The following is an 18,512-nucleotide window of genomic DNA, read 5'->3' as shown; positions in this document are numbered from 1 at the left end:
GGCCGCGCACGGACCACGGGCCGGGATCCTGTGGAGGATCCCGGCCCGTCGTCGCCGTGCGGAGGAGGAGGGCTAGGACCCCAGCGCGTCCAGCCAGACCCGGCGGGCGGCGAGCGCCTCCTCGGCCTCGGCGATGCGGCGGGCGTCGCCCTCGGCCTTGGCAGCGTCGAGCTCACGCTGCAGCTTGTCGATCGCGGCGCCGAGCTGCGACGCGAGGCCCTCGGAGCGCGCCTTGGTCTCCGGGTTGTTCTTGCGCCAGAACTCCTCGTCGAGAGTGCGGACGTGCGTCTCGACCTTGCGGAGCCGGTCCTCGACGGTCTTGACGCTGTCGCGCGGCACGCGGCCGACGGCGTCCCATCTCAGCTGGACGGCCGTGAGCTTGTCGCGCGCGGCGGTGCGCTCGGTGATCTGGAGGATGGGCTCGGCCTCGTCGAGCAGGGCGAGCTTCGCCTGCAGGTTCGCCTGCTGCTCCTCGTCGTCCGCCGCGTCGACCTCGGCCTTGGCGCCGTAGAGGACGTCGCCCGCGGCCTTGAACTGCGCCCACAGCGCGTCGTCGTAGCGCTTGCCGGCGCGGCCGGCGAGCTTCCACTCGTCGAGGAGGCGACGGTACGCCGGGATGCCGCCGACGCCCTGCGACTCGAGGGCGCGCGCCTGCTCGACGATGGCCTGCTTCTTGGAGCGGGCGTCCTTGTGCGCGTTGTCGAGCTCGGCGAAGAACGCCTTGCGCTCGGTGTCGATGGTGGAGCGCGCGGTGCGGAACCTCTTCCACAGCTCGTTGGCCTCGTTCTTGGGGAGGCGCGGCCCCGTCTGCTGGTGCTGCTGCCAACGGGCGAACAGCGCGTCGACCTCGGCCGTGAGCTGCTTCCACTGCACCTTCGAGAAGTCCTGCTGCGCGAGGCGCTCGGTCTCCTCGACGATGGCGGTGCGCTCGGCGACGGCGCCCTGGACGACCTGGCGCTGCTCCTCGCCCTGCTTCTCTGTGAGCTCGCCGACCGTGGCGGCGAGCACGTCGAGCCGGGCCCGCAGGGCCTGCAGGTCGCCGACGGCGTTCGCGCCGTCGACCGCCTCGATGAGGTGCGCGACGGCCTTCGACACGTCCGCCGCGGGGGCGCCGCGCTTGGCGCGCTGCTCCAGGAGCGTGACCTGACCCGCGAGGTCGGTGAACTTGCGCTGGAAGTACGCCAGCGCCTCCTCGGGGGTCCCGTCGGGGTACTGGCCGACGACGCGCTCGCCGTCGCCCTCGCGGAGGAAGACGGTGCCCGTCTCGTCGACGCGGCCCCAGGGGGTCTGATCGTTGTCTGCCACGGATTCCACCTTGTTCGTAGGACCGGCCGGACCGGTGCGGAGACGTGCACGTCAGCCTAGAGCACGGGCATCGCGCAGGTTCGCCGCGTGCGTCGGCGGGCTGACCTGTCGATCATGCCCCAGCGCGGGTCGCGCCTGCGCGGGAGGACGCCGATCGGCCCGGGCTCGCAGGCGCTCGTGAGGACCGTGCGGTCGGGCCGGCTGCTCAGGGTGCCGGGGTGGCGTCCGGCGCCGGGGTGGCGTCCGGCGTGGCGGGCGCGGGGTCGCCGGGAGAGGCGGGGGTGGAGGACGGCGCGGGAGCCGGGGCTCCGGGGCCGGCCTCGTACGCGAGCTGCGCGCCGACCGCGAGCGCGGCGACGAGGATCACGCCGACGACCGCGACCAGGTCGTCGCGGCGGCGGCGGCGGACGCCGCTCGCGTGCAGCTCCTGACGGGCCTCGTAGCGGCGGAGCCGGGCCTGCGCCTCACGGGCTGCGCGGTCGTTCCTGGGGGCCACGGCGTCCTCCGGTCGGTGCCGCCCGAGTCGGCGGTACGGGAACACTAGCCGGTCCCGCCTACCATCGAGGTCATGACCGACACGCGAACGGGCCTCCGCTCGGGGGCCACGCCCCTGGCCGTCCGGATGCGTCCGCGGAGCCTCGACGAGGTCACCGGCCAGCGTCACCTGCTGACGCCCGGATCGCCGCTCGTGAGCCTCGCCTCGGACGTCGCGGGGGAGCAGGGCTCCGTCTCGATCATCCTGTGGGGCCCGCCCGGCACGGGCAAGACGACGCTCGCGCAGGCCATCGCGCACGGGTCGAGCCGCCGCTTCGTCGAGCTGTCCGCGGTGACGGCCGGGGTCCGCGACGTGCGCCAGGTGATGGAGAAGGCGCTCAGCGACCGCGACCTCTTCGGCGTCTCCACGGTGCTGTTCCTCGACGAGATCCACCGCTTCACCAAGGCGCAGCAGGACGCGCTGCTGCCGGGCGTGGAGAACGGCTGGGTGATCCTGATCGCGGCCACCACGGAGAACCCCTCGTTTTCGGTCATCTCGCCGCTGCTCTCCCGCAGCCTCCTGCTGACCCTCGAGCAGCTCGACGACGACGACCTCGGCGTGCTCGTGGACCGCGCCGTCGCGGACGCCCGGGGACTGGGCGGCCGGTTCGCGCTCGAGGACGACGCCCGGTCGATGATCATCCGGCTCGCCTCCGGGGACGCCCGGCGCGCGCTGACGGCGCTCGAGGCGGCCGCGGTGTCGGCCCAGGCGGACGCGTCGGGCAAGGCGCGCGCGGCGGCGGAGGACGACGAGGACGAAGACGAGGACGACGAGGCAGCCGCGCCCGCGCCCGCCGAGGACCCCGCGCCCATCCCCATCTCCACCGAGCAGGTCGCCCTCGCCGTCGACCGGGCGCTCCTCCGCTACGACCGCAACGGCGACGAGCACTACGACGTCATCAGCGCCTTCATCAAGTCGATCCGCGGCTCCGACGTGGACGCCGCGCTGCACTACCTGGCCCGCATGATCGAGGCGGGGGAGGACCCGCGCTTCATCGCCCGGCGGATCATCGTCTCGGCCTCCGAGGACATCGGGCTCGCCGACCCGCAGGCGCTCGTCGTCGCGGTCGCCGCCGCCGACGCGGTGCAGCTCATCGGCATGCCAGAGGGGCGGATCCCGCTGGCCCAGGCCGTCGTGCACCTCGCGACCGCGCCCAAGTCGAACGCGTCCTACCTCGGCATCGACCAGGCCATCGCCGACGTGCGGGCCGGCGCGTTCGGCCGCGTGCCGCTGCACCTGCGCGACGCGCACTACCCGGGCGCGAAGCGCCTCGGCCACGGCAAGGGCTACCGCTACCCGCACGACGCGGACATCGGCGTCGTCACCCAGCAGCACCTCCCCGACGAGCTCGTGGGCCGCACCTACTACTCGCCCACGCAGCACGGGCACGAGCGCGACCTCGCGGCGCGCCTGGAGAAGCTGCGGCGCATCGTCCGCGGCGGGTGACGCCGGCGCGGCGCACCCCCGGGAACGCGCGGATGCCGTGCTAAGCTCGCTGTCGCCTAGATGGGGTGTCGCGTGCGGCTGCGTCGACATCCAGATCCAAGGGACACGTCCTGTAGCCGGACGACCCGTGGCGAATCCCTCTACTTCCGCAGGACCCGCATCAGCGGGATCGATCGTCGCGCGCCCATGCGTGTGCGCGGACGCCCTGCACCACCCGTCGTCAGAGACTTTCTCCCTGGAAGGAAAACGTGTCCACCAAGTCACGCACCCGCAGCAAGACCCGCCTCTCCCGCGCGCTGGGCATCCCGCTCACGCCGAAGGCGGCCAAGTACCTCGAGAAGCGCCCCTACGCGCCGGGCGAGCACGGCCGGTCCAAGCGCAAGCAGGACAGCGACTACGCCGTCCGCCTCCGCGAGAAGCAGCGTCTGCGCGCCCAGTACGGCATCCGTGAGGCCCAGCTCAAGATCGCCTTCCAGGAGGCGCGTCGCACCCAGGGGCTGACCGGTGAGAACCTCGTCGAGATCCTCGAGCAGCGCCTCGACGCGCTCGTCGTCCGCTCCGGCCTCGCGCGCACCACGGCGCAGGCCCGCCAGCTCGTCGTGCACCGCCACATCATGGTCGACGGCAAGATCGTCGACCGCCCCTCCTTCCGCGTGAAGGCCGGCCAGATGATCCACGTCAAGCCGCGCTCCGAGGGCACCGAGCCCTTCCAGGTCGCTGCCGCCGGCGGTCACGCCGACGTGCTGCCGAAGCTCCCCTCGTACCTCGAGGTCGAGCTCGACAAGCTGCAGGCCCGCCTCGTGCGCCTGCCGAAGCGCGCCGAGGTCCCCGTGACCTGCGAGGTCCAGCTGGTCGTCGAGTACTACGCGGCCCGCTAGCCACCCGCACCACCGTCCGCGAGGCGGGTCGCCCTCCGGGGCGGCCCGCCTCGCGGCGTATCCGGGCCACGGGCGCCGGCGACCGCGCGCCCGCCCGCCCGCCCGCGGGACGCCGAGACCGGGCCGGTAGGATCGCCCTCGGCCCCGTGGCCGCGCACCCGGCACGACGTCTCCCGGAAGGGGAACCCCATGAAGAACCTCGTCCTCATCGCCGTGGGGGTCGCCATCGGCTTCGCCGCCGCCCACGTGGTCGACCGCACGCCCGCCGGGCACCGCCTGTTCCAGGGCGTCGACGCCCGGGCCCGCCGCTTCGGCGAGGCCGTCGAGCACGGGTACCGCCGCCGCGAGGCCGAGCTCCGCGCCGCCGTGGGCGAGGCCGAGGACACCATCACCGAGCTGGGAAAGCAGTAGACCGCATGCAGACCGCAGACATCCGCAACGCCTGGCTGACGTACTTCGGCGATCGGGGGCACACCGTCGTGCCGTCGGCGTCGCTCGTGAGCGACGACCCGACGCTCCTGTTCACGGTGGCCGGCATGGTCCCGTTCGTGCCGTACCTCACGGGCGTCGTGCCCGCGCCGTTCCCGCGCGCCACGAGCGTGCAGAAGTGCATCCGCACGCTCGACATCGAGGAGGTCGGCCGCACGCCGCGGCACGGCACCTTCTTCCAGATGAACGGCAACTTCTCGTTCGGCGACTACTTCAAGGAGCAGGCCATCGCGTACGCGTGGGAGCTGCTCACCACGAGCGAGGCCGACGGCGGCCTCGGCTTCTCGCCCGACGACCTGTGGGTCACCGTCTACCACGAGGACGACGAGGCCCGGCAGGCGTGGAAGCGCATCGCGGGGCTCCCGGACGAGCGGATCCAGGGCCTCGGCCGCGACACGAACTACTGGCACACCGGGCAGCCCGGGCCCGCGGGCCCCTGCTCCGAGATCTTCTTCGACCGCGGCCCGGCCTACGGCGCCGACGGCGGCCCGGCGACGGACGACGACCGCTACGTGGAGATCTGGAACCTCGTCTTCATGCAGTACCTGCGCGGGGCGGGCACCGGCAAGAGCGACTTCGAGATCCTCGGCGACCTGCCGAAGCGGAACATCGACACCGGCATGGGGCTCGAGCGCGTCGCGTTCCTCAAGCAGGGCGTCGAGAACATGTACGAGATCGACCAGGTGCGCCCGGTCCTCGACCGCGCGTCCGAGCTCTCGGGCCGGCGCTACGGCGCCGACCACGAGGACGACGTGCGCATGCGCATCGTCGCCGACCACGTGCGCTCGTCGCTCATGCTCATGTCGGACGGCGTCCGGCCGTCCAACGAGGGACGCGGCTACATCCTGCGCCGCCTCATGCGCCGCACGGTGCGCGCCATGCGCCTCATGGGCGTCGACGCCGCCACCTTCGGCGAGCTGTTCCCCGCGTCGCGCGACGCGATGAAGGCGGCGTACCCCGAGGTGTCCGACGACTTCGACCGCATCTCCCGCCTCGCGTACGCGGAGGAGGAGACCTTCCTCCGCACGCTCGCCGGCGGGACGACGATCCTCGACGTGGCCGTGGGCGAGACCAAGGCGAAGGGCGGCGAGCGGATCGCGGGCGACACCGCCTTCCTCCTGCACGACACGTTCGGCTTCCCCATCGACCTCACGCTCGAGATGGCGGAGGAGAACGGCCTCACGGTCGACCGCGAGGCGTTCGACCGGCTGATGCTGGAGCAGCGCACGCGCGCCAAGGCGGATGCCAAGAGCAAGAAGACCGCGCTCGCCGACCTCACCGTCTACAGCGAGTTCCGCGCAGCCGGCGAGACGCGCTTCACGGGCTACGACGAGCTCGAGACCGGGACGACCATCCTCGGCCTCATCGTGGGCGGACACAGCGTCGACCACGCGGTCGCGGGCGACATCGCGGAGGTCATCCTCCCGGAGACGAGCCTCTACGCCGAGTCCGGCGGCCAGGAGGCCGACGCGGGCAGCATCGTCGGGAACGGCTTCGACCTCGAGGTGCTCGACGTGCAGAAGCCCGTCAAGGGCCTCGTCAGCCACCGCGTGCAGGTGCGCTCGGGCGAGGTGGGCGTCGGCGACGCCGCCACCACCGTCGTCGACGCCGACTGGCGCCGCGGCGCGACCCAGGCGCACTCGGGCACGCACCTCGTGCACGCGGCGCTCCGCCAGGTGCTCGGCCAGGACGCGCACCAGTCCGGCTCCTACAACCGCGCCGGCTACATGCGGCTCGACTTCGCGTGGAACCAGGCGCTGAGCCCCGAGACGCGCAGCGAGATCGAGGACATCGCGAACGGCGCCGTGCGCGACGACCTGCAGGTCGTCACGCGCGTGATGCCGCTCGACGAGGCCAAGCAGCTCGGCGCCATGGCGCTGTTCGGCGAGAAGTACGGCGACACCGTGCGCGTCGTCGACATCGGCGGCCCGTGGTCGCGCGAGCTGTGCGCCGGCACGCACGTGTCCTCCAGCGCGCAGATCGGGCTCATCAACGTGGTGGGGGAGTCGTCCGTCGGATCCACGAACCGCCGCATCGAGTCGCTCGTGGGTCGCGAGGCGTTCCAGGACCTCGCCGTCGAGCGCGCCATCGTGTCGCAGCTCACCTCGAGCCTCAAGACGCCGCGGGAGCAGCTGCCCGACCGCATCGCCGACCTCCTGCAGAACCTCAAGACCGCGGAGCGGCGCATCGCCGACTTCGAGGCGCAGGCGCTGCAGCAGCGCGTGCCGGCCCTCCTCCAGCAGGGTGCGCGCGTGGGCGCCGTCACGCTGATCCAGGACTCGCTCGGCAGCGTGCGCTCGGCGGACGAGGTGCGCCAGCTCGTGACGCTCGTGCGCGAGCGCGCGGGATCCGAGCCCGTGGTCATCGCCCTCGCGGGCGACGCGGGCGGCAAGCCGACCGTCATCGTCGCCACGAACCAGGCCGCGCGCGACGCCGGCGCCAAGGCGGGGCAGCTCGCCCGCGCCGCGGCGGCCGTGCTCGGCGGCGGCGGAGGCGGCAAGGACGACCTCGCGCAGGGCGGCGGCCAGGACGTCTCGGCCATCTCCGACGCGCTCGCGGCCGTGCGCCAGGCGCTCGCATCCTGATGCGCCTGGGCGCCCGGATCGCGGTCGACGTGGGGAAGGCCCGCATCGGCCTCGCCCGGTCGGATCCGCACGGGCTGATCGCCACGCCCGTCGAGACCGTGCCGCGCGACGCGGCCGGCTCGGCGGACGTGCGCCGCATCCTGGAGGTGGCCGCGGAGGCGGACTGCGTCGAGCTCGTCGTCGGACTGCCGCTCGCGCTCTCCGGCCGGGCGACGGCCTCCACCGACGACGCCGAGGGCTTCGCGCGGCGGCTCGCCGACGCCACGGAGATCCCCGTCCGGCTTGTCGACGAGCGGCTCTCGACGGTCTCCGCGCAGAGCGCCCTGCGCTCCTCCGGCAGAGGCTCCCGTAAGCAGCGGCCCGTGATCGACCAGGTGGCGGCCGTTATAATCCTTCAACATGCGCTCGAGAGCGAGCGCGCCGCCGGCTCCCCACCCGGCGATCTCGTCCCGAGGAACCGAGTCGATCCTGACCGACACGCCTGAGCACGACCCCGCCCGACGCGCCACGACGGCCTCGGGCGGAGGAGCCGACCCCTTCGAGAGCCTCTTCGGCGACGTGGGGGACGTGGTCGAGGCGACTCCGGGCTCCGCGTCCGCCGTCCCGGCCTCCCCTCCCGCCGGCGGATCGACGGCCTCCTCCGCGGACGCCGACACCCCGGCCCCGCGGGGCGCCGGGCCCGGCATCGGCACCGGCGCCCCCATGACCCGCCGCGAGCTCCGCGCGCTGCGCGAGGCCGCGGAGGCGCGCTCGGAGGCCGCGGCGGCATCCGGGCCCGCCCCGTCCACGTCGGCCGGGTCGCCCGCCCCGCGACCGGTCGGCGGCGACGCCCGGCCGTTCCCCGACCCGTCCGCGGCAGCCGCCGCGTCGGCGTCCGCGGCACCCGCCGACGCGTCCTCCGCATCCGCGGCCGCCGCCGGCATCGCCGCAGCCGCGGCAGCACCGGACCGCGGCACGTCGGGCGCGCCCGTCCGCGTCCCGCGCCCGGCTCCCGCGCCGGTCGACCCCGCCTCCCGCCGCGGCGGCCGCACGCCCCGTCCGCCGGCCGCACCGCGGTCCGCGCCGAAGCCGAAGCGGCGCCACCCGAAGTGGCCCTACGTCGTGGTCCTCCTGGTCGTGCTGTTCGGCGGCGCCGCCGTGATCGCGACCTCGCTGTTCGGCCCCGTCGTCTCGGCGCTGCTCACCCAGGCCGAGCCCTCCGACTACGACGGCGACGGATCCGGTGAGGTGCAGGTGGTCGTCAAGACCGGCGACACCGGCAGCACCATCGGGGACACGCTCGCCTCGCAGGGCGTGGTGAAGACGTCGAAGGCCTTCTACCAGGCCGTCGTCCGCTCGGGCAGCGAGATCGTGTTCCAGCCCGGCACGTACACGCTGCGGAAGCAGATGAGCGCGGCCTCCGCGCTCGAGATGCTGCAGGATCCGACGAGCCAGGTGCAGGCCAAGGTCACGATCCCCGAGGGGCAGACCGCGGCGCAGGCGTTCGAGCTCGTCGCCGAGGGGACGGGCACGCCCGTCGCCGACCTGGAGGCGGCCGCCGCCGACCGGGCGGCGCTGGGGATCCCGGCCGAGGCTCCGAGCATCGAGGGCTACCTCTTCCCGGCCACCTACGACTTCCCGCCCGGCACGAGGGCGGCGGACATGGTGAAGGCCATGGTCTCCCGGACGTTCGCGGCGCTCGACAAGGCGGGGGTCGCGCCCGCGGACCGCCATCGGGTGCTCACGCTGGCCGCGCTGATCCAGAAGGAGGCGCGCTTCGAGGGCGACTTCTACAAGGTGTCCCGCGTCTTCCAGAACCGCATCGGGATCGGCATGGCGCTCCAGTCGGACGCCACCGTCGCGTACGGGGCGCAGTCCGTCGGCCGCGTCACGACCACCGACGCCGAGCGCGCCGACGACAACCCGTACAACACCTACCTGCACCCCGGGCTCCCCGTCGGGCCCATCTCCAACCCCGGCGACCTCGCGATCAAGGCGGCGATCGCGCCCGAGCAGGGACCGTGGCTGTACTTCGTCACGGTCAACACCATCACGGGCGACACGGTGTTCTCCCAGACGTACGAGGAGCACCTCAAGGCCGTCGCGCAGTGGCAGCAGTTCATGAAGGACAACCCGGGCAATGGCTGATCCGCGGACGCCGGCCGTGCGGCTGGCGGTCCTCGGCAGCCCCATCGGGCACTCGCTCTCGCCGCGCCTGCACCGCGCGGCGTACGGGGTCCTCGGGCTCGATTGGTCCTACGAGGCCGCGGAGTGCACCGGCGCGGGGCTCCCGGCGTTCGTCGCCGGGCTCGGCGACGGCTGGCGCGGCCTGTCGCTCACGATGCCGCTGAAGCGCGACGTGCTGCCGCTCCTCGACGCCGTGGACGAGACGACCCGCCTCGCGGGCGCCGCGAACACGCTGCTCCTCGAGCGCGACGGAGCGGGCGGGATCCGGCGGCGCGGCGCGAACACGGACGTCGCGGGCATCGTCCGCGCGCTGGCGGCGGCGGGTGTCGAGCGGTCGCGGCGCGCGGTCGTGCTGGGCGCCGGATCCACGGCGCGCTCCGCCGTCGTCGCGCTCGGCCGCATGGGCGCGCGCCACGTGATCGTGGCCGCTCGGCGGCCGGAGCAGGTGCGGGAGCTCGTGCCCCTCGCGGACGAGCTCGGGATCACGCTGGAGGCGGCGTCCCTCGACGACGCGCCGGCCGCGCTGCGCGACGCCGACACGACCGTCTGCACCCTTCCGGGCGACGCCGCCGCGGCCGTCCCCCTCCCGGACCGCCTGCCCGACGCGGCCGCGCTCCTCGACGTCACCTACGCGCCGTGGCCGACCGGCATCGCCTCCGGGTGGGAGCGGGCGGGGGGACGCGTGGTGCCGGGGATCGACATGCTCGTGCACCAGGCGCTCGGGCAGGTGCGGCTGTTCGTCCACGGCGACGCCGGGCTCGCGCTGCCGGACGAGCCGCGCGTGCTGGAGGCGATGCTCGCGAGCGTCGGCCGGGATCCGCGGAGGCCCTGGACCGGCGCCTGACGCCGCCCCGATCCGGGGGAGCGCCGCCGACCGCTGTGGGAGGATGGGGCCATGCTGCGTTGGCTCACCGCCGGGGAATCCCACGGCCCCGAACTCATCGCCGTCCTGGAGGGCCTGCCCGCGGGCGTGCCCGTCAGCCTCGACGGCATCCGCGCCGACCTCGCCCGTCGCAAGCTCGGCTACGGCCGTGGCGCGCGCATGGCGTTCGAGCAGGACGAGCTGCACCTCTCGACCGGCGTCGTGCACGGGCGGACGCTCGGCAGCCCCATCGCGGTGCGCATCGGCAACACGGAGTGGCCCAAGTGGGTCGACGTCATGAGCCCGGAGCCGGTGGATCCCGAGAAGCTGCAGGGCGCGCGCGCCGCGGCCCTCACGCGCCCCCGCCCGGGCCACGCCGACCTCGTGGGCATGCAGAAGTACGACTTCGACGAGGCGCGTCCCGTGCTCGAGCGCGCGAGCGCCCGCGAGACGGCCGCGCGCGTCGCCCTCGGTGCCGTGGCCCGCGCGTTCCTCGCCGAGCTCGGCATCACCCTCGTCAGCCACACCCTCGCGATCGGCCCCGTGCGCGTGCCCGAGGGCGCGCCGCTGCCGACGCCCGCCGACGTCGACGCGCTCGACGCGGATCCGCTGCGCTGCTTCCACCCCGAGACGAGCGCCCGCATGGTCGCCGAGGTCGACGACACGAAGGCGAGCGGCGACACGGTCGGCGGCGTCGTCGAGGTCCTCGCGTACGACCTGCCGCCGGGCCTCGGCTCGCACGTGCACTGGGACCGCCGGCTCGACTCGCAGCTCGCGGGCGCGCTCATGGGCATCCAGGCCATCAAGGGCGTGGAGGTCGGCGACGGCTTCCTCACCACCACGCGGCGCGGATCCGAGGCGCACGACGAGCTGTTCTCCACTGCCGCCGGCATCGGCCGGTCCACCGACCGCGCCGGCGGCACCGAGGGCGGCATGTCGACGGGCACGGTCCTCCGCGTCCGCGCCGGCATGAAGCCCATCGCGACCGTGCCGCGCGCGCTCCGCACCGTCGACACCGCGACGGGCGGCGCCGCGCCCGCGAACCACCAGCGCTCCGACGTGTGCGCGGTCCCCGCGTCCGGCGTCGTCGCCGAGGCGATGGTCGCCCTCACGCTCGCGAACGCCGTGCTCGAGAAGTTCGGCGGCGACTCCGTCGGCGAGACGCGGCGGAACCTGCGCGGCTACCTCGACGCGATCCCCGAGGGCCGCCGCTCCGGCGCCGACCTCGTCGACGAGGCCGACGCCGCCCCGCCCGCCCCGCCCGAGGCCTGAGCGTGCCGGTCGTCCTGATCGGCGCGCCCGGCGCGGGCAAGACCACGGTGGGCCGCCGGGTCGCGCGCGCGATGGGCGTGCCGTTCACGGACACCGACCGCGCCCTCGTGGACGCGCACGGGTCCATCGCCGACATCTTCCGCGAGCACGGCGAGCCGCGCTTCCGCGAGCTCGAGCGCGAGGAGGTCGCACGCGCCCTCGCGGCCGGCGGCGTCGTCTCGCTCGGCGGGGGAGCCGTGCTCGATCCGGCGACCCGCGCCGACCTCGCGGCGTGCGACGTCGTGCTCCTCACCGTGAGCGAGCACGCCGTCCGCGCCCGCATCCGCGGCGACGACCGCCCCCTCGTGGACGGCGTCGAGAGCTGGCGCCGCATCGTCGCCGACCGCGAGGAGCTCTACCGCTCGCTCGCCGACCTGACCATCGACACCTCCGACCGCCCGCTCGCGCGCATCGCCCGCGAGATCGAGCGCTTCGCCCGGGAGAGGCAGCCATGACCGACCCACACCCCACCGACACCGCCCCCACCGACGCCGCCGCGCACGAGACCGCCGCCGTCGAGCCCGACGCGCCCACCGTCATCCGCGTCTCCGGCACGCCCGGCTACGACGTCACCGTCGGCCGCGGCCTGATCCCGGGCGTCGGCGCGCTGCTCGGCCCGCGCGTCCGCAAGGTGCTCATCGTGCACGCGCCGGCCCTCGCCGAGGAGGCGTCGCGGCTCCGGGAGCGCCTGCAGGGCGACGTCGAGGTGTACCTCGCCGAGGTGCCGGACGCCGAGGGCGCCAAGCGCGTCGAGGTCGCGGCGTTCTGCTGGAAGATCATGGGCACCACCGACTTCACGCGTTCGGACGCCGTCATCACGCTCGGCGGCGGTGCCACGACCGACCTCGGCGGCTTCGTCGCGGCCACGTGGCTGCGCGGCGTGATGCTCATCCAGATCCCGACGACCGTGCTCGCCATGGTCGACGCGGCCGTGGGCGGCAAGACGGGCATCAACACCTCCGAGGGCAAGAACCTCGTCGGCGCCTTCTACGCGCCGACCGCGGTGGTCGTCGACCTCGACCTGCTGGCGACGCTGCCGCGCAACGAGCTCGTCACGGGCTTCGCGGAGATCGTGAAGGCCGGGTTCATCGCCGTGCCCGAGATCCTGGACATCATCGAGCGGGACGTGGCGCGCGTCACCGATCCCACGGCACCGGAGTTCCGCCGCGTCGTCGAGCTCGCCATCGCCATGAAGGCGGAGGTCGTGGGGGAGGACTTCACCGAGAAGGGCCGCCGCGAGATCCTCAACTACGGGCACACGCTCGGCCACGCCATCGAGCACGCCGAGCGGTACCGCTGGCGGCACGGCGCGGCCGTCGCGGTGGGCATGGTGTTCGCGGCCGAGCTGTCGCGCCTCACCCGCTCGCTCTCCGACGAGGCGGTCGACCGGCACCGCCGGATCCTCGACTCGCTCGACCTGCCCACGAGCTACCCCGTCGGCCGCTGGCCCACGCTCGTCGCGAGCATGAAGCGCGACAAGAAGGCGCGCGGCGACATGATGCGCTTCATCGTGCTCGACGGCGTCGGCCGCGCGAGCGTGCTCAACGGACCCGAGGAGGCGCTGCTGTTCGCGGCGTACCAGGAGATCGGGTCGTGACCGACCCCGCGCATCCGGACGCGCCCCGGCCCGTCGCCCTCGTCACGGGCGTCGGCCGTGTGTCCGGCATCGGCGCGGCGATCGCGGAGGACCTGGCCCTCGGCGGCTGGGACGTCGCCTTCACCTACTGGTCCGACTACGACGCGCGGATGCCGTGGGGCCGCCGGCCCGAGGACCCCGCGCGCGTCGCGGAGGCCGTCGAGCGCGCGGGCGGCCGGGCCCACGCCGTCGAGGCCGACCTCGTGGACGTGGACGCGGCCGAGCGGATCCTCGGCGAGGTCGAGCGGGAGCTCGGGCCCATCACGTCGCTCGTGCTGAGCCACGCGGAGTCCGTCGACAGCGCGCTGCTCGACACGAGCGTCGAGAGCCTCGAGCGCCACCTCGCGGTGAACGTGCGGGCATCGCTGCAGCTGATCCAGGGGTTCGCGCGCCGGTACCGGGCCGTCCCCGGCGCCGGCCGCATCGTGGCGCTCACCTCCGACGCCGTCGTGGGGGAGGTCGCGTACGGCGCGAGCAAGGCCGCGCTCGACCGCATCGTCATCGCGGCGGCGCGCGAGCTCGAGGACGTGCGCATCACCGCGAACCTCGTGGACCCCGGTCCGACGGACACGGGCTGGTTCACGGACGAGATCCGCGAGAGCCTCCGCGAGACGACGCCGCGCGGCCGGCTGGCCGAGCCCCGCGACGCCGCGGCGCTCGTGTGCTTCCTCGTGTCGGCCGAGGGCGGCTGGATCAACGGCCAGCGCATCCGCTCCGACGGCGGCCAGAGCGTCGGCTGAGCATGCGCCCCGCGCGCACCGGCCGGCCGATCCCACCCGACCCGCGCCCTAGGCTGGGCGCATGTCACGCGTGCTCGTCCTCAACGGCCCCAACCTCGGACGGCTCGGCAGCCGCGAGCCCGACGTCTACGGCACCGGATCGCTGGAGGACCTGCGGCGCGAGCTCGTCGCCTTCGCGCCCGCCGACGTGGAGATCGACCTCCGCCAGACCGACGACGAGGCGACCCTCATCGGCTGGCTGCACGAGGCCGTCGACACCGCGAGCCCCGTGATCCTGAACCCCGCCGCGTTCACGCACTACTCGTACGCGCTCCGCGACGCCGCCGCGCTCGTCACGAAGGCGGGGATCCTCCTGCTGGAGGTGCACCTCTCGAACCCGCATGCGCGCGAGGAGTTCCGGCACACCAGCGTCATCTCGCCCGTCGCGACGGGCGTCATCGCGGGTCTCGGGCAGGGCTCCTACCTCCTCGCCCTCGCGCACGTCGTGACCGCCACCCGTTAGGCTGATCCCTCGGATCCCCGCATGCGCCCCGTCGGGCCGCGGATGACGGATCCTCCGCGCGGCCGCTCGCACGCCGCATCCCGCTCGTCGAACAGGCAAGGACCCTCCCCGCATGGCCTCTACCGCTGACATCAAGAACGGCATCGTCCTCAACATGGACGGCCAGCTGTGGACCGTCATCGAGTTCCAGCACGTGAAGCCGGGCAAGGGCGGCGCCTTCGTGCGCACCAAGGTCAAGAACGTGATGACCGGCAAGGTCGTCGACCGCACGTTCAACGCGGGCGCGAAGATCGAGACCGAGACGGTCGACCGCCGCGACTTCCAGTACCTCTACGCCGACGGCGAGAACTTCGTGTTCATGGACACGAGCGACTACGACCAGATCACGCTGTCCGCGGCGCAGGTCGGCGACGCGAAGAACTTCATGCTGGAGAACCAGGACGTGACCGTGGCGCTGCACAACGGCGAGGGGCTCTACGTCGAGCTGCCCGCGTCGGTCGTGCTCACCATCACGTACACGGAGCCGGGCCTGCAGGGCGACCGCTCGACGGGCGGCACCAAGCCCGCGACGGTCGAGACCGGGCACCAGATCCAGGTCCCGCTCTTCCTCGAGCAGGGCACGCGCGTCAAGGTCGACACCCGCACGGGCGACTACCTCGGCCGCGTCACCGACTGACCCCGTGAGCGCACGCACCAAGGCGCGCAAGCGCGCCCTCGATGTCCTCTACGTCGCCGACATCCGCGGGGAGAGCATCCCCGCCACCCTCGCGGTCGAGCAGCAGCGCGCCGCGGCCGAGCCCGACCGGCAGGCCTCGTGGCAGTACGCCCGCGAGATCGCCGAGGGGTTCGTCGCGCACCAGGACGAGATCGACGAGCTCATCGAGACGTACTCGGTGAACTGGACCCTCGCCCGCATGCCCGCCGTGGACCGCGCGATCCTGCGCATCGGCATCTGGGAGATCCTCTTCAACGCGGACGTGCCGAACGGCGTCGCGATCTCGGAGAGCGTCGACCTCGCGTCGTCGCTCTCGACGGACGAGTCGGCGTCGTTCGTGAACGGCATGCTCGCCCGGATCGCGGCCGCGCAGGCCTGATCCCCGGCACGTCGGGCCCGTTCTCGCCACCTCCGTTACGCCGCGTGTCGCCTCGCGACGGCGTGTGACGGGGGACGAGGCGGGTCGGCACGCGCCGACCTAGCGTCGGGTCATGCCCGCCACCGCCACCGCCTCGCACCGCGCTCCCGCGACGCCCGCCCGCGCCCGCGCCGACGCCGGCGCGGATCCCGAACCCGGCTCGGCCGGCGCCGTCGAGCTCCGCGGGGTAGGCCGGTCGTTCCCGGTCGACGGCGGACGGAGCACGCGCGTCGTGCTGCGCGACGTCGACCTCGACCTCGCGGCCGGCGACGTCGTCGCGGTCCTCGGGCCCTCCGGCTGCGGCAAGTCGACGCTCCTCCGCCAGGTGAGCGGGCTCGACCGGCCCGACGCGGGGTCCCTCCGCATCGACGGGACGCCCGTGCGCGACGTCGACCAGCGCTCGGCGGCCGCGTTCCAGGAGCCCCGGCTGCTGCCCTGGCGCACGCTCCGCGCCAACGTGCGGCTCGGCCTCCCGCGCGACGTGCCGCGCGCCGAGGGCGACGCCCGGGTGCGCGACCTGCTGGAGCTCACGGGCCTCGCCGAGGCGGCCGACCTCCGTCCGCGCCAGGTCTCCGGCGGCATGGCCCAGCGCGCGTCGCTCGCCCGCGCGCTCGCCCGCCGACCCCGCGTGCTCGTGCTCGACGAGCCGTTCGGCGCGCTCGACGCCCTCACCCGGCTGCGGATGCAGGACCTCCTCCTCGACGTGCACGCCGCGATCCCCACGACCGTCCTGCTCGTCACCCACGACGTGGACGAGGCGCTGCACCTCGCCGACCGCGTGGTGCTGCTGGGGCCCGATCCCGCGCCCGGCGCCGCGCCGGGCGCGACCGTGCGCCGCGTGCTCGACGTGCCGGGCGCCCGCCCGCGCGACCGCGGCGACGCCACCCTCGCGGCCCTCCGCGCGGAGCTGCTCGAGGGGCTCGGCGTGCCGGGCCACCGCGGCGGCTGATCCGCCCCATCCGCCGGCCCCGCTCGACCACCGCACCCGACACCGCACCGAGGACCCCGTGACCCGACTCCTGCCCCGCCGATCCGCCCTCGCGCTCGCGACCGCCGCCGTCCTGCTCCTCGCCGGCTGCGCCGCGGGCGAGGGCTCCTCCGTCGCTCCCGCCCCGGCCGCCGCGGGCGGCTGGAGCGCCGACACGCTCACGGTCGACTGGGCGACCTACAACCCGCTCAGCCTCATCGTGAAGGACCAGGGCCTCCTCGAGGCGCGCCTCGGGTCCGACGTCGAGGTCGACTGGGTGCAGTCCGCGGGCTCGAACAAGGCCAACGAGCTGCTGCGGGCGGGCGCCGTCGACGTGGGCTCCACCGCGGGCTCCGCCGCGCTGCTCGCCCGCGCCAACGGCTCTCCCATCCGCACCATCGACGTGTACTCCCAGCCCGAGTGGACGGCGATCGTCGTGCCGAAGGGCTCGCCCATCACGAGCGTCGACGAGCTCCGCGGCGCCGACATCGCCGCCACGAAGGGCACCGACCCGTACTTCTTCCTCCTGCAGACGCTGGATCAGGCGGGCATCCCCGCCTCCGACGTCACCATCCAGAACCTCCAGCACGCCGACGGCCGCGCGGCGCTCGAGAACGGCGCGGTCGACGCGTGGGCCGGGCTCGACCCGCTGATGGCCGCGAGCGAGGCGCAGGCGGGATCCACGCTGCTGTACCGGAACGTCGACTTCGCGACCTACGGGTTCCTGAACGCGACGCAGTCGTTCCTCGACGCGTCGCCCGATCTCGCGCAGGCGGTCGTCGACGCGTACGAGCAGGCGCGCGCGTGGGCCGTCGCGCACCCGGACGAGACGGCGGCGATCCTCGCGCGGGCCGCGGCGATCGACCCCGGGGTCGCCACCTCCGTGATCGACCGCACGAACCTGGCCGTGGATCCGGTGCCCGGCGACGCGCAGCGCACCGTCCTCGAGCGCGTCGGCCCGATCCTCGTGGACTCGGGCGACGTGACCGACCAGGGGAAGGTCGACGACGCGCTCGACGAGCTGTTCGAGCCGCGGTTCGCCGAGGCCGCGGATCCCGCAGCCGCTCCCGGGACCGCCGGATGACCGCCGTCGACCGGACGCCCGTCGCCCGCGACGCAGGTGCGACGCGCGACGCCCGCCCGGACGACCGCCGGCGGGACGGCGCCCGCTCCGCCCGCGCCGCGCTGACTCGCACGGCCGTCGGCCTGGTGGTGCCGGCCGTCGTCGTCGGGCTGTGGGCCGTCGTCACCGCGACGGGTGCCGTGCCCGCCCACCTGCTACCCGCGCCGCTCGACGTGGTGCGCGCGGGCGTCCAGCTCGCCGAGCAGGGGATCCTCGGCCCGTACGTCGCCATCTCCCTGCAGCGCGTGCTGCTCGGCTTCGCGCTCGGCGCGACCGTGGGCCTCGTGCTCGGCGCGGTGGTCGGCCTGTCGCGCGTGGGCCGGCTCCTCCTCGCGCCCACCGCGGGCGCCTTCCGCACGGTGCCGTCGCTCGCGTGGGTGCCGCTGCTCCTGCTCTGGATGGGGATCAACGAGGACTCCAAGGTCACCCTCGTGGCCATCGGCGCGATGTTCCCCGTGTACACGACCGTCGCGGGGGCGCTCCGGCACGTGGACCCGCACCTCGTGGAGGCGGGGCGCGCGTTCGGGCTGACGCGGATCCCGCTGCTGGTGACCGTGCAGCTCCCCGCCGCGCTGCCGGCGGTCGTCTCCGGGCTCCGGCTCGCGCTCGCGCAGTCGTGGCTGTTCCTCGTGGCCGCGGAGCTGCTCGCCGCCTCGATGGGGCGCGGCTTCCTGCTCACGGAGTCGTCCTCGAACGGACGCGTCGACCGGGTGCTGCTCGCGATCGTGCTGCTCGCCGTGCTCGGCGCCGTCACCGACGCCGTGGTGGGCCTCGTCGAGCGCGTCCTCGTGCGCCGCTGGGGCTGACCGCGGCCGTTCCGTGTCGTCGCGTGAC

General features: G+C 74.4%; 19 protein-coding genes. 17 read left to right on the top strand and 2 right to left on the bottom strand.

Features of this window, described 5'->3' with window-relative positions; all coding sequences use genetic code 11:
• Window positions 1-72: 72 nt before the first annotated feature.
• The gene (locus tag ACU4ZT_RS09475) at window positions 73-1,305 is read right to left on the bottom strand and encodes a DUF349 domain-containing protein (protein WP_445337068.1); all 1,233 of its coding nucleotides are present in this window, start codon (window positions 1,303-1,305) and stop codon (window positions 73-75) included.
• A gap of 205 nt (window positions 1,306-1,510) precedes the next feature.
• Window positions 1,511-1,801, bottom strand: a complete 291-nt coding sequence (locus ACU4ZT_RS09470) for a hypothetical protein (RefSeq protein ID WP_063071178.1) — start codon at window positions 1,799-1,801, stop codon at window positions 1,511-1,513.
• Between the two features lie 72 nt (window positions 1,802-1,873).
• On the opposite strand from ACU4ZT_RS09470, the gene ACU4ZT_RS09465 reads away from it, so the two are divergent.
• From ACU4ZT_RS09465 to ACU4ZT_RS09385, 17 genes are all read left to right on the top strand, one after another.
• Complete coding sequence (locus ACU4ZT_RS09465; protein ID WP_270981761.1) at window positions 1,874-3,286, top strand: replication-associated recombination protein A; 1,413 nt, start codon at window positions 1,874-1,876, stop codon at window positions 3,284-3,286.
• Between the two features lie 248 nt (window positions 3,287-3,534).
• Complete coding sequence (gene rpsD / locus ACU4ZT_RS09460; RefSeq protein WP_012038492.1) at window positions 3,535-4,164, top strand: 30S ribosomal protein S4; 630 nt, start codon at window positions 3,535-3,537, stop codon at window positions 4,162-4,164.
• A gap of 189 nt (window positions 4,165-4,353) precedes the next feature.
• Window positions 4,354-4,575 carry a hypothetical protein gene (locus ACU4ZT_RS09455; RefSeq protein ID WP_063071179.1) on the top strand — a complete coding sequence of 74 codons (222 nt, stop codon included), beginning with the start codon at window positions 4,354-4,356 and terminating at the stop codon, window positions 4,573-4,575.
• A 5-nt stretch (window positions 4,576-4,580) separates the two neighbouring features.
• Window positions 4,581-7,238 (top strand): alanine--tRNA ligase, encoded by a 2,658-nt coding sequence (alaS, locus tag ACU4ZT_RS09450; RefSeq protein WP_270981762.1) that lies wholly within the window; start codon window positions 4,581-4,583, stop codon window positions 7,236-7,238.
• Window positions 7,238-7,723 carry a Holliday junction resolvase RuvX gene (gene ruvX / locus ACU4ZT_RS09445; RefSeq protein WP_063071181.1) on the top strand — a complete coding sequence of 162 codons (486 nt, stop codon included), beginning with the start codon at window positions 7,238-7,240 and terminating at the stop codon, window positions 7,721-7,723. Before alaS ends, ruvX begins: the two co-directional genes overlap by 1 nt.
• A complete protein-coding gene (gene mltG, locus ACU4ZT_RS09440) occupies window positions 7,638-9,365 on the top strand; it encodes an endolytic transglycosylase MltG (RefSeq protein WP_445337067.1) in 1,728 nt (575 codons plus the stop codon). Before ruvX ends, mltG begins: the two co-directional genes overlap by 86 nt.
• Entirely contained in the window at window positions 9,358-10,248 is an 891-nt protein-coding gene (locus ACU4ZT_RS09435; protein ID WP_063071744.1) for a shikimate dehydrogenase, read from the top strand. The genes mltG and ACU4ZT_RS09435 overlap by 8 nt, the downstream gene beginning before the upstream one ends.
• A 51-nt stretch (window positions 10,249-10,299) precedes the next feature.
• Window positions 10,300-11,538: a chorismate synthase gene (gene aroC / locus ACU4ZT_RS09430; protein ID WP_415292797.1), complete on the top strand. Its 1,239-nt coding sequence runs from the start codon at window positions 10,300-10,302 to the stop codon at window positions 11,536-11,538.
• Between the two features lie 2 nt (window positions 11,539-11,540).
• A complete protein-coding gene (locus tag ACU4ZT_RS09425; protein ID WP_063071746.1) occupies window positions 11,541-12,032 on the top strand; it encodes a shikimate kinase in 492 nt (163 codons plus the stop codon).
• The gene (gene aroB, locus ACU4ZT_RS09420; RefSeq protein ID WP_254654529.1) at window positions 12,029-13,174 is read left to right on the top strand and encodes a 3-dehydroquinate synthase; all 1,146 of its coding nucleotides are present in this window, start codon (window positions 12,029-12,031) and stop codon (window positions 13,172-13,174) included. The genes ACU4ZT_RS09425 and aroB overlap by 4 nt, the downstream gene beginning before the upstream one ends.
• Window positions 13,171-13,953: an SDR family oxidoreductase gene (locus ACU4ZT_RS09415; protein WP_063071747.1), complete on the top strand. Its 783-nt coding sequence runs from the start codon at window positions 13,171-13,173 to the stop codon at window positions 13,951-13,953. Before aroB ends, ACU4ZT_RS09415 begins: the two co-directional genes overlap by 4 nt.
• A gap of 61 nt (window positions 13,954-14,014) precedes the next feature.
• On the top strand, window positions 14,015-14,455 hold the full coding sequence (locus ACU4ZT_RS09410) for a type II 3-dehydroquinate dehydratase (protein ID WP_063071748.1): 441 nt from the start codon (window positions 14,015-14,017) through the stop codon (window positions 14,453-14,455).
• 112 nt (window positions 14,456-14,567) lie between these two features.
• A complete protein-coding gene (gene efp, locus ACU4ZT_RS09405) occupies window positions 14,568-15,131 on the top strand; it encodes an elongation factor P (protein ID WP_063071749.1) in 564 nt (187 codons plus the stop codon).
• Window positions 15,132-15,135: 4 nt separating this feature from the next.
• On the top strand, window positions 15,136-15,549 hold the full coding sequence (gene nusB / locus ACU4ZT_RS09400; protein WP_063071750.1) for a transcription antitermination factor NusB: 414 nt from the start codon (window positions 15,136-15,138) through the stop codon (window positions 15,547-15,549).
• A 112-nt stretch (window positions 15,550-15,661) separates the two neighbouring features.
• On the top strand, window positions 15,662-16,537 hold the full coding sequence (locus tag ACU4ZT_RS09395; RefSeq protein WP_063071751.1) for an ABC transporter ATP-binding protein: 876 nt from the start codon (window positions 15,662-15,664) through the stop codon (window positions 16,535-16,537).
• A 58-nt stretch (window positions 16,538-16,595) separates the two neighbouring features.
• Window positions 16,596-17,639 carry an aliphatic sulfonate ABC transporter substrate-binding protein gene (locus ACU4ZT_RS09390; RefSeq protein ID WP_063071752.1) on the top strand — a complete coding sequence of 348 codons (1,044 nt, stop codon included), beginning with the start codon at window positions 16,596-16,598 and terminating at the stop codon, window positions 17,637-17,639.
• Window positions 17,636-18,484, top strand: a complete 849-nt coding sequence (locus ACU4ZT_RS09385) for an ABC transporter permease (RefSeq protein ID WP_445337066.1) — start codon at window positions 17,636-17,638, stop codon at window positions 18,482-18,484. Before ACU4ZT_RS09390 ends, ACU4ZT_RS09385 begins: the two co-directional genes overlap by 4 nt.
• The last annotated feature ends 28 nt before the right edge of the window (window positions 18,485-18,512 follow it).

Source organism: Clavibacter davisi (assembly GCF_052751415.1).
This window is presented reverse-complemented; position numbering and strand designations above follow the sequence as displayed.

What these genes read in the sequence shown, in the direction of transcription:
- ACU4ZT_RS09465 (WP_270981761.1), top strand. Translation starts at nt 1,874, where the DNA reads ATGACCGACACGCGAACGGGCCTCCGCTCGGGGGCCACGCCCCTGGCC.
- ACU4ZT_RS09455 (WP_063071179.1), top strand. Translation starts at nt 4,354, where the DNA reads ATGAAGAACCTCGTCCTCATCGCCGTGGGGGTCGCCATCGGCTTCGCC.
- alaS (WP_270981762.1), top strand. Translation starts at nt 4,581, where the DNA reads ATGCAGACCGCAGACATCCGCAACGCCTGGCTGACGTACTTCGGCGAT.
- ruvX (WP_063071181.1), top strand. Translation starts at nt 7,238, where the DNA reads ATGCGCCTGGGCGCCCGGATCGCGGTCGACGTGGGGAAGGCCCGCATC.
- mltG (WP_445337067.1), top strand. Translation starts at nt 7,638, where the DNA reads ATGCGCTCGAGAGCGAGCGCGCCGCCGGCTCCCCACCCGGCGATCTCG.
- ACU4ZT_RS09435 (WP_063071744.1), top strand. Translation starts at nt 9,358, where the DNA reads ATGGCTGATCCGCGGACGCCGGCCGTGCGGCTGGCGGTCCTCGGCAGC.
- aroC (WP_415292797.1), top strand. Translation starts at nt 10,300, where the DNA reads ATGCTGCGTTGGCTCACCGCCGGGGAATCCCACGGCCCCGAACTCATC.
- aroB (WP_254654529.1), top strand. Translation starts at nt 12,029, where the DNA reads ATGACCGACCCACACCCCACCGACACCGCCCCCACCGACGCCGCCGCG.
- ACU4ZT_RS09410 (WP_063071748.1), top strand. Translation starts at nt 14,015, where the DNA reads ATGTCACGCGTGCTCGTCCTCAACGGCCCCAACCTCGGACGGCTCGGC.
- efp (WP_063071749.1), top strand. Translation starts at nt 14,568, where the DNA reads ATGGCCTCTACCGCTGACATCAAGAACGGCATCGTCCTCAACATGGAC.
- ACU4ZT_RS09395 (WP_063071751.1), top strand. Translation starts at nt 15,662, where the DNA reads ATGCCCGCCACCGCCACCGCCTCGCACCGCGCTCCCGCGACGCCCGCC.
- ACU4ZT_RS09385 (WP_445337066.1), top strand. Translation starts at nt 17,636, where the DNA reads ATGACCGCCGTCGACCGGACGCCCGTCGCCCGCGACGCAGGTGCGACG.